This is a genomic window from Candidatus Eisenbacteria bacterium, from assembly GCA_013140805.1.
Taxonomy (GTDB): domain Bacteria; phylum Eisenbacteria; class RBG-16-71-46; order RBG-16-71-46; family RBG-16-71-46; genus JABFRW01.
This window is the reverse complement of record JABFRW010000127.1, coordinates 1-9,197: the sequence shown is the minus strand read 5'-3', so window position 1 is coordinate 9,197 and position 9,197 is coordinate 1. Positions and strand designations below refer to the sequence as shown.

Here is a 9,197-nt window from a genome sequence, read left to right as displayed (position 1 = left end):
CGCGCAGCCGCCGCGCGCGATCGGAGCGCGTGCGGCGGCGGCGCTCGAGCAGTTTGAGCGCCGCCTCACGCACCGCTTCTTGTAGAGCGTCCCGCATGCTGGAACTACCGGCGCCGATCGCTCCCCGCCGTCATCGCGGGCTGCGGGCGCGCGGGAGCTGCCGCCGCGTTCGCGGCAGGCTTGGCACCCGCCTTGGCGGCCGCCTCGGTGCCGTTCGTCGTCGGAGGCGCGGACTCGGCTGCAGCGTCTCGGGCCGGCTCCGCGGCCGGCGCGACGACACCACCCTTCAGCCCGAGCATCGGAAGCAGCTTGCCCTCGACGCGCTTGCGAACGTCGACGTGCTCCTTCAGGAACATGCGCGCGTTCTCGCGCCCCTGACCGATGCGCTCCTCGCCGAAGCTGAACCAGGTCCCCGCCTTCTGGAGCACGAGCTTGTCGACTCCGAAGTCGATCAGCTCGCCTTCGCGCGAGATGCCTTCGTTGTAGAGGATGTCGAACTCGGCTTCGCGGAACGGCGCCGCGACCTTGTTCTTGACCACCTTCACCTTGGTGCGGTTACCGACCGCGGTCTCGCCTTCCTTGAGCGTCGCGATGCGGCGGATGTCGAGGCGCACCGAGGCGTAGAACTTGAGCGCGCGACCGCCCGCGGTGGTCTCGGGATTACCGAACATGACGCCGATCTGCATGCGGATCTGGTTGATGAAGATCACGCAGGTCTTGCTCTTGGAGATCGAGCCGGTGAGCTTCCGCAGCGCCTGCGACATGAGCCGCGCCTGCAGGCCGACGTGCGAATCGCCCATTTCGCCTTCGATCTCGGCGCGTGGCACCAGTGCGGCGACCGAGTCGATCACCACCACGTCGACCGCACCCGAGCGCACCAGGTGGTCGGTGATCTCGAGTGCCTCTTCGCCGGTGTCCGGCTGCGCGACGTGCAGGTTCGCGATGTCGACCCCGAGCTTCTGAGCGTAGGCAGCATCGAGCGCGTGTTCGGCATCGATGAAGACCGCGTTGCCCCCGAGCCGCTGGGCGTTCGAAACGATCGTGAGCGCGAGCGTGGTCTTGCCGCTCGATTCCGGCCCGTAGATCTCGACGATGCGCCCGCGCGGCACTCCGCCAACGCCCAACGCCATGTCGAGCGCGATGGAACCGGTCGGAATGGTCTCGATCGCGATCTTCGCGCTCTCATCCCCCAGCTTCATGATGGCGCCCTTTCCGAACTGCTTCTCGATGGTCTGGAGGGCGAGATCGAGGGCTTTCCCTTTCTCTTTGGCGGATGAAGGCATGAGGCTCATTGCTGCGTCTCCTTCGCAGGGGCGGTACGTGCATCATTCGAGCGGAACATCCTGCGGCGCCGGATGCGTTCGAGACCCCGATCGGGGCCCGACGGGCCGGTGCCTTTTCCGCGTACGGGGGGCATATTACACATTTGGGCAGGCGAATCAAGACCGCATGATAGGCGGGTATTCCGACTGTCGAGCGGGAAGCGTGCCATGCCGGGCAGTTCAGACACAAGGGCCCCACCGGCCCCGGAGGTCCACGAAGCGAAGCGCCCGTCGGGGACACGACGTGAACCGTGTGAGCAGGCAACGAGCCGGCGCCGGCGCCGGCACTGCCGACGCCGCGCAGCGCTTCGGCGCTAGTCGAGCCGCGGCTCGAGCGGCAGGCCCTGCAACCGGCGGCGCATCAGATCGAGCGCCTGCTGTGCGGCACGTTCGCGCACCGCCTGGCGGCCGGCTGGGATCCGGAAGTCGCGGACCGCATCCCCTTCGTCGGTCGAGATGGCGATGAACACCGTGCCGACCGGTTTCTCTTCGCTGCCGCCTTCCGGCCCTGCGATCCCCGTGATCCCCACTCCGAGCTGCGCTCCACTGCGCTCGCGCGCCCCGCGTGCCATCTGCTCTGCGATCGCAGCGCTCACCGCGCCGTGCGCCGCCAGATCGGTCTCGATCACGCCCAGCAGTTCGACTTTGGAGCGATTCGAGTAGGTCACGAAGCCGCGCTCGAAGTAGCGCGACGATCCCGGCACGTCGGTGAGCCGTTTGGCGACCAGCCCCCCGGTGCACGACTCCGCGACCGCCACCGTCCACTGCTTTTCGACCAGCAGCTCTCCCACCACTTCTTCGATCGTCGCGCCGCCCTCGGCGTAGATCACCGGCGCCACCAGCGCCTTGAGCGATTCGTAGGCACGCAGCGTCACGTCCTGCACGGCCGCCTCGTCGGTACCGCTCACCGTGACGCGCAGATCGACCCCGAAGTAGCTCGGCAGATAGGCAAGCGATGCCCCCGCCCACTGCTGTGGCAGATTGCCGATCTTCTCGTGGAGCATGCTCTCCCACACGCCCGAGGTGCGGAGCGTGAAGGTCTCGACCTTGCGCCCCGAGCGGGCGCGCAGGAACGGCACCACGAACTCGCGCGCCAGCGCTTCCATCTCGGCGGGCACGCCGGGCAGCAGGATCACGGGTTTCTTGTGCGACTCGAGCTTCAAGCCGGGCGCGGTACCGACCGGGTTCTTCCATACCTCGGCGCCGCGCGGGATCAACGCCTGCGACTCGATGCTGACCGGGGTCTTGCGTTTGAACCGCTTCGCACGCTCGCGGATCGCAGCCAGCACGTCTTCGTCGAGTTCGAGCGGGCGCCGCAGCAGCGAAGCCACGGCTTTGCGCGTGAGGTCGTCGGGTGTCGGACCGAGGCCGCCGGTCATCACCACCGCGTCGGCGCGCTCGATCGCCAGTCGCAGCACCTCGCCGATGTCCTTGACGGTGTCGCCGACCGTCGAGTGCCAGCCGACCTGCACGTCGGCCTCTTCGAGTGCCCGGGCGAGGAACGCGAAGTTGGTGTCGAGCGTTCGGCCCGACAGCACTTCGTTGCCGATCGTCACGATCTCGACGCGCATGTTCGGAATGCCCCTAACGCGCCGGGTAACGAAGGGTCGGCGGGACCTTGAACTCGAAGCAGTGGGCACCGGCGCCGTGGCGCCAGAACGGCGCAGCGATGTCGGAGTAGGGACCCAGCGAGTCCGGAGCGTCAAACGTGGCGCACAGCTCGAATCTCAGCGAGTCCACGACGCGGTACTCGTATGCCTTGCGCGTGACGGGATCACCCTGAGTACCCGCTCCGCCGAACTTGAAGGGATCGGTTTCGGTGAGCGTGGCGGGCAGCCCGCGATACTGCTCGCGGTGATTTCGCACCGCCTCGGCCAGTGATTCGAGATCGCGAATGCGCTGACGGTCGATCACCTCGACGCGCACGCGGGCCGGCGAACCGGCGATCGTGAACCCGAGCACCGCGACCGCCACGACCAGCACCCCGGCGATACGCGGCAGCAGCGGCGCACGGCGCGTCGCACGCGGCGCATCGGTCTCTTCGCGCCTCAAGCCCCCGAGGTAGTGAACGAACACGACCGCCGCGATCGCCAGCACCACGATCGCCTTGAGCAGGAAGCGGGTCGTGAGCTCGCCCGACAGCAAGCCCATCAGCACCGCGATCAGGTCGCCGATGATCACGCACGCCGCATTGAAGAGCGTGAGATAGGTCAGCCACCGTCGCACTCCCGAGTGGCGCAGCTCGGGCTCGCGCTCGAGCGCGTCGCCGATCATGCGCGCGGTGAACAGGAACACCGGGAACGCGATCGCGAGTGAGGCCACGGCACTTCGCACCCACTGGCGGTGCCCGTCCCACATCGCGCCACGCATCGCCGCGTCCAGGAACGTGCGCTCGATCCAGGCGAACAGGATCGAACCAGCCGCCCACGCGACGGTGTAGAGCGTCGCGAACATCAGCAGGTACTGGAACGCCTCGCGCGCCGAAAGCTGCGCGCGGCGGCGCGGAACCGGGATCGGAAACGCCGCGTCGTCCCACGCCGCCAGTGCGGCGTCGATCTCTTCCTCGCGCCAGCGCGCGTGCGCAAGGGCGGCCCGAATCTCGCCGCGCGGAATGCCGCGCGCCAGGGCGTCGCGGACGAACTCGTGGATCGGCTGGGACACGGTGGGGACTCCGAGTGTAGGGCGGCAGCGGCGCCGGGACTCTACCCGATTCCGAGCCGGTGCAGCCCCCATGCGCCCAGATGGAACACACCGCAGCTCGTGAGTCCCGCGATCACGTCGTCGGCGACGATGCCGAATCCGCCCGGCAGCACCTGAGCCTCACGCGCACCGAGCGGCTTCCAGACGTCGAAGATGCGAAACAGCACGAATGCGATCCCGAACGCCCACCACACGTGCGGCACGAACAGCAGTGCCAGGCTCTGCCCGACCGCCTCGTCGACGACGATCGGCTTGGCGTCGTGGCCCAGCTCTTTCTCGGCCTCGCCGGCCAGGAACACCGCGATCGCAGTACCGATCACCAGCAACCCGATCGTGATCGCGAGTGGCGGCACCGGCAGGAACCAGCCGATCACCGCGACCACGAAGCTGCCGGCGGTGGCGGGAGCGATCGGCGCGTAGCCCGACGGTCCGAGCGTCGCCAGGAACTTGAAGAGTCCCTTCATACTTGTCGCGCTTCGGACGGCGTCACGGGCACGTGCGCTGGCGCGACCCTCGGGCGCAGGTCGGGCGCGGCAAGGCGCGCGAGCACTGCCTTGCAGGCGGACTTGAGCGTCTCGTTCACGCCTTTCCCGGAGGTCGCAACGGCTTCGAAGTCAGGCGCACCGTTCGGATTCAGGGCAGCGCGCATGCGTTCGAGCGGCATCGCGAGCGTCAGATCGCGCTTGTTGTACTGGATCATCCAGGGCAGGCGCGCGATCGCATCCTCGTCGATTCCGATGGTGGCGAGATTGGCGCGCAGGTCGGCGAGCGACTCGAGGTTCGCGCGCTCACGCGCCGGGTGCGAGTCGGCGACGAACACCACGGCATCGACGCCCTGGAGCACCGCGCGGCGCGAGCGCTGGTAGTAGATCTGCCCCGGCACCGTATAGAGGTGGAATCGCGTCATCATGCCGTTCACGAGCCCCACGTCGATCGGCAGGAAGTCGAAGAACAGCGTGCGTTCGTTATCGGTGGCGATCGAGATCAGCCGCCCGCGGCGTTCCGCCGGCAGGCGCTCGAACAGGCACTTGAGGTTCGTGGTCTTGCCACCCAGGCCAGGGCCGTAATAGACGACCTTGAAATGGATCTCGCGCGCACGGTGGTTGATGAGGGCCATGGGAGCTCGGGCACGCGCCGCGATCGGGCACGCCGTGAGGGTCGCCGTCTAGGAATCGCCGAACAGGGCGTCGACCTCGCGGCCGGCCGCGGCGACGAACTCGCCTGCATCCGGCATCATCTCGGTCGCCACCCCGACCTTCTCGAACAGTCCGCGGAACAGCGGATCGAGCGTCGAAAGGGCGCGCGCCGCGCGAAAACGCACCAGTCCAAGACTGCTGCGGCGGTCGAACACCGTGCACAGGATGACGCGGTCGGCGAGCAGGCTCGAATACGCTGTGCGCGTCGTGCCCTCGCTGACCACGGCGCGAGCGCCTTCATCGCCCAGCAGCTGCGCCAGCTCGCCATTGGCCGTGAAGTCCGCGGCAATCAGGCTCGCGAACGAAACGGCGTCGAAGTCGGACGTGCGGCCGGCGCTCGTGATGAGCTGACCGCTACGATCGACGAGATGCACCGACAGGGCGTTGGTTCGCTCGAGGAGCTCGTAGAGCACCTCGTCGATCGCCCGAAAATCCTTTTCGAACAGCGTCCACTGGGACATGGCACCCCTCCGCACTCCGGCGGCTCGAGGGTCATGAGTCACGGCACGTTGGCACGTCCTTATGCAGCGGAAACGTTTTAACATCGTGTCATCACGAGAGCAAGCTCCGATTGCGTGATCGGCCCCCGTGCGGTGGGTCCACGACCTCAGTTTCGCACTGCATTGCGCGCGTTGCGGACGTTGCATTTTCCTCCGGCACTTTGTTCCGCCCGCGCAACTCCATGTCGCATCGACGATGCGCCGCCACCGCTTGAATCACGAACGGAAGGGCATGCCGGCTGCACTACGAGTGAGATGAACGCGGGTCCGATGCAACACTTTCTTTTTTCGGATCGGCGCGGGCATTCATAGAACCGCGATTCGGAGCCACCCATGTCCCTCACGTGGATCAGGCAACTGCTTCGCCGTAACCGTCTGACTGCCGTCGCCGCCGTGCTGCTCGCATGGGGTTGCGGCGTGAGCCAGCCGTTCCGTCCCACCGCACTCACTCCGAATGCTCTGCCGCCGACGCCCGAGCCGATCCTCGGTCGCACCATGGAAGTGGTGCCGGGCGGTCCGGGGCCCGGGCCGCTGCCGGTCGAGCAGTCGTTCGACGTCGTGGTCGAGCCGCATCGCTCGAGTCAGGTCTCGGGCGGGCGCTTCAAGCTGACGTTCCCGAGCGGTGCCGTGCAGCAGACGATCGACGCAAAGCTCACTCAGCCCGACACCTCGCAGGTGCTGTTCGAGCTGGAACCGCACGGTCAGCAGTTCACCGTGCCGATGGTGCTCGAGATCAGCTACAAGGGCACGGTCGCCGACCCCGACTCACCGGACTACGACGGCAGCGTCCCGGTGCTGCGCTGGTTCAATCCCGGCAGCGGCGTCTGGGAGGAAGTGCGAGGCGTACGCGACGAGGCCGAGCGCGTTCACATCGTCGAGCTGCGGCACTTCTCGACCTACGCGCTGACCGGCAAGCAGGGCCCGATCGGAGGCAAAGGCGGCTGGTGAGGCTGGTCAGGCGCCTTCGGGCGGCTGCGTGGTCTGCGGATCGTGCTCGTCTTCGATCTCTCCGACGATCTCTTCCATGATGTCCTCGAGCGTCACGATGCCCAGGAACATCAGGCGCTCATCGCGCACCACTGCCATCTGACGCCGTTCGCGCCGAAACCTTCTGAGCAGTCGCGCGACCGGCATGTCGGGCGCCACGTACAGCGGCTCGTACATGGCGTCCATCAGGATCACCAGGCCCTTCAGGCTGAACAGGTGGAAGAGGTCCTTGGTGTTGACGACCCCGACCACGTGGAACGGGTCCCCTTCCCACACCGGCATGCGGGTGTGCGCGGTCTGCCGGCAGATCTGCAGCACTTCCTCTTCGGATGCGCTGATCGAAATCGTCACCACCCGGTCGCTCGGCACCATGATGTCGGCGACCGTCTTGTCGGACAGCTCGAATACGTTTTGCACGTAGCGCGCCTGATCGTCGGGGATCGCGCCGGCCTCCTGAGTCTCCTCGACCAGCATCGCCAGTTCGTCGACCGAGTGAACGTTGTGGTGGGACGAGACGGGTGGCAGGCGCAGCGAGCGCACCACCCAGTTGCCCGCGTTGTTCATGGAACGGATGAACGGGCGGAAGATGCGGTCGAACGTCAGCAAGGGACCCGACACCACCAGCGCAACGTCTTCCGCGCGCTCGAGCGCGATCGCCTTGGGCGCCAACTCGCCGAGCACCACGTGCAGGAACGTGATGCCGAGGAACGCGATGCCGACCGCGATGCCGTGCGTCACTGCGGCGCTCAGCGGCCACGGCAGGTGACGGAACAACGGCTCGATCAGGTGCGCGAACGCCGGCTCGCCGACCCAGCCGAGTGCGAGGCTCGCGAACGTGATGCCGAGCTGGGTCGCGGCGATCGAGTCGTCGAGATGCTCGACCGCCTGACGCACCGACAACGCTCCGAAGCGCCCCGAGTCCACCAGCGCCTCGACGCGCGTCCAGCGAATGGTGACGAGCGCGAACTCGGCCGAAACGAAGAAGCCGTTGAGCAGCACCAGCAGCGGCACCGCCAGCACTGCGAGCACGTCGAGCACCACGCGCAGCACGTCGGCGACTTCGGGCGGAATGGTCATGGGCGTGCGAAGGGGCGCCGGCGGCACCCGATCATTCGACCTCGCGACGGCCCTCGAGGGCGCGCGCCAGTGTGACCATGTCCGAGTACTCGAGATCCGATCCCATCGGGACGCCGCGCGCGATGCGCGTCACGCTCACTCCGAGCGGCGCGAGCAGTCGCGATAGATAGAGTGCGGTCGCCTCGCCGGCGACGTTCGGATTGGTGGCGAGGATCACCTCGCGCACCGTGCCGCCGCGGAGTCGCTCGAGCAGCGGCTGGATGCGCAGGTCCTCGGGGCTGGTGCCGTCGAGCGGCGAAAGTGCGCCGCCCAGCACGTGGTAGCGGCCGCGGTAGCGCGCGGTGCGTTCGAGGGCCAGCACGTCGACCGGCTGCTCGACCACGCAGATCAAGGCGCCGTCGCGTTGCGAGTCGGTGCAGATCAGGCACGGATCACTCTCGGTGAAGTTGCCGCACGTCGAGCAGAAGGTCACGCGCTCGCGCACCGCGCGGATCGCTTCGGCGAGCCGCACCGCATCCTCTTTCGGCACTTTCAACAAGTGGAGCGCGAGCCGCTGCGCGCTCTTCTGGCCGATGCTCGGGAGCTTGGTCAGCTCCTCGATCAGGAGTTCGAGGTACTTGGAGCTGTACATCGGGGGCGGCGCGCTTACCCGAAGAACGGCAGGTTCATGCCACCGGTGACTCTGCCGAGTGCAGACTTCATGTGTTCCTCGGAGGTCTTCTGGGCTTCGCCGACCGCGGTGAGAATCAAGTCCTCGAGCAGCGTCACGTCTTTTTCGGCCAGCGCCTTGGGATCGATCTTCAGCTCCTTCAGCCGCTGGCGACCGTCCACGACGGCTTTGACCAGGCCGCCGCCAGCGCTCGCGTCGAAGCGCTCGTTGCCGAGCTGCTCCTGCACTTCGGTCATCTGCTTCTGCATCTTCTGCGCCTGCTTCACCAGGTCACCGAAGCTCTTCATGACGATGCGTTCTCCTGGCCGCGGGTCGGCCGCTTGATGACTTCGCCGTCGAACCACGCGATCGCGCGGTCGACCTGAGGCTTGACCTCTTCGAGGGTGCTCGCGCGCCGCGGTACCGCCGCATCCTGAGGCACGCACGACAGTCGCAGATCGCGGCCGAATCGCTGCGAGACTTCGATCGCGATGATGGCGCGATTGTCCTTCTCGTCCACCACCGCGCGGTGCAGATCGTCCATCGCGATCACCAGCGCGTCGCCTTCGAAGGAGCGGAAAACGCTCTCCGACAGGAACGCACCGAGCAACGGTTTGCGGTTCATGACGCCCACCAGCACCTCGCTCCACAATGCTTCCGCTCGCTCGGCATCGAGCGGCGGCGCCTCGGCGAGCGCAGCCGGTGCGGCGTTCTCGGCGAGCGGGCGGACCGGCGCGGCACTCGCGGCCATCGGTCGGGCCGGCGC

10 protein-coding genes and 1 pseudogene are annotated in these 9,197 nt (G+C 67.3%); 1 reads left to right on the top strand and 10 read right to left on the bottom strand.

What is annotated here, in order from left to right:
* Positions 1–104: 104 nt before the first annotated feature.
* The 6 genes and pseudogenes from recA to HOP12_10100 form a co-directional block, all read right to left on the bottom strand.
* Complete coding sequence (recA, locus tag HOP12_10125; GenBank protein ID NOT34513.1) at positions 105–1,283, bottom strand: recombinase RecA; 1,179 nt, start codon at positions 1,281–1,283, stop codon at positions 105–107.
* A 353-nt stretch (positions 1,284–1,636) separates the two neighbouring features.
* Positions 1,637–2,893: a competence/damage-inducible protein A gene (locus HOP12_10120; protein NOT34512.1), complete on the bottom strand. Its 1,257-nt coding sequence runs from the start codon at positions 2,891–2,893 to the stop codon at positions 1,637–1,639.
* A 466-nt stretch (positions 2,894–3,359) separates the two neighbouring features.
* Positions 3,360–3,983: pseudogene (locus HOP12_10115) on the bottom strand (hypothetical protein).
* Between the two features lie 41 nt (positions 3,984–4,024).
* A complete protein-coding gene (locus HOP12_10110; GenBank protein ID NOT34511.1) occupies positions 4,025–4,486 on the bottom strand; it encodes a phosphatidylglycerophosphatase A in 462 nt (153 codons plus the stop codon).
* Positions 4,483–5,139 carry a GTPase domain-containing protein gene (locus tag HOP12_10105; GenBank protein ID NOT34510.1) on the bottom strand — a complete coding sequence of 219 codons (657 nt, stop codon included), beginning with the start codon at positions 5,137–5,139 and terminating at the stop codon, positions 4,483–4,485. Before HOP12_10105 ends, HOP12_10110 begins: the two co-directional genes overlap by 4 nt.
* 48 nt (positions 5,140–5,187) lie before the next feature.
* Positions 5,188–5,679 (bottom strand): hypothetical protein, encoded by a 492-nt coding sequence (locus HOP12_10100; protein ID NOT34509.1) that lies wholly within the window; start codon positions 5,677–5,679, stop codon positions 5,188–5,190.
* 372 nt (positions 5,680–6,051) lie between these two features.
* On the opposite strand from HOP12_10100, the gene HOP12_10095 reads away from it, so the two are divergent.
* Positions 6,052–6,666 carry a hypothetical protein gene (locus HOP12_10095; protein NOT34508.1) on the top strand — a complete coding sequence of 205 codons (615 nt, stop codon included), beginning with the start codon at positions 6,052–6,054 and terminating at the stop codon, positions 6,664–6,666.
* Between the two features lie 6 nt (positions 6,667–6,672).
* On the opposite strand, the gene HOP12_10090 is transcribed toward HOP12_10095, so the two are convergent.
* From HOP12_10090 to HOP12_10075, 4 genes are all read right to left on the bottom strand, one after another.
* Positions 6,673–7,782: an HlyC/CorC family transporter gene (locus tag HOP12_10090; protein NOT34507.1), complete on the bottom strand. Its 1,110-nt coding sequence runs from the start codon at positions 7,780–7,782 to the stop codon at positions 6,673–6,675.
* A 31-nt stretch (positions 7,783–7,813) separates the two neighbouring features.
* Positions 7,814–8,413 carry a recombination protein RecR gene (gene recR / locus HOP12_10085; GenBank protein ID NOT34506.1) on the bottom strand — a complete coding sequence of 200 codons (600 nt, stop codon included), beginning with the start codon at positions 8,411–8,413 and terminating at the stop codon, positions 7,814–7,816.
* Positions 8,414–8,427: 14 nt separating this feature from the next.
* The gene (locus tag HOP12_10080; GenBank protein ID NOT34505.1) at positions 8,428–8,739 is read right to left on the bottom strand and encodes a YbaB/EbfC family nucleoid-associated protein; all 312 of its coding nucleotides are present in this window, start codon (positions 8,737–8,739) and stop codon (positions 8,428–8,430) included.
* The coding region (locus HOP12_10075; GenBank protein ID NOT34504.1) for a hypothetical protein at positions 8,736–9,197 on the bottom strand (462 nt) is incomplete at its 5' end. The genes HOP12_10075 and HOP12_10080, both read right to left, overlap by 4 nt.

What these genes read in the sequence shown, in the direction of transcription:
- recA (NOT34513.1), bottom strand. Translation starts at nt 1,283, where the DNA reads ATGCCTTCATCCGCCAAAGAGAAAGGGAAAGCCCTCGATCTCGCCCTC.
- HOP12_10120 (NOT34512.1), bottom strand. Translation starts at nt 2,893, where the DNA reads ATGCGCGTCGAGATCGTGACGATCGGCAACGAAGTGCTGTCGGGCCGA.
- HOP12_10110 (NOT34511.1), bottom strand. Translation starts at nt 4,486, where the DNA reads ATGAAGGGACTCTTCAAGTTCCTGGCGACGCTCGGACCGTCGGGCTAC.
- HOP12_10105 (NOT34510.1), bottom strand. Translation starts at nt 5,139, where the DNA reads ATGGCCCTCATCAACCACCGTGCGCGCGAGATCCATTTCAAGGTCGTC.
- HOP12_10100 (NOT34509.1), bottom strand. Translation starts at nt 5,679, where the DNA reads ATGTCCCAGTGGACGCTGTTCGAAAAGGATTTTCGGGCGATCGACGAG.
- HOP12_10095 (NOT34508.1), top strand. Translation starts at nt 6,052, where the DNA reads ATGTCCCTCACGTGGATCAGGCAACTGCTTCGCCGTAACCGTCTGACT.
- HOP12_10090 (NOT34507.1), bottom strand. Translation starts at nt 7,782, where the DNA reads ATGACCATTCCGCCCGAAGTCGCCGACGTGCTGCGCGTGGTGCTCGAC.
- recR (NOT34506.1), bottom strand. Translation starts at nt 8,413, where the DNA reads ATGTACAGCTCCAAGTACCTCGAACTCCTGATCGAGGAGCTGACCAAG.
- HOP12_10080 (NOT34505.1), bottom strand. Translation starts at nt 8,739, where the DNA reads ATGAAGAGCTTCGGTGACCTGGTGAAGCAGGCGCAGAAGATGCAGAAG.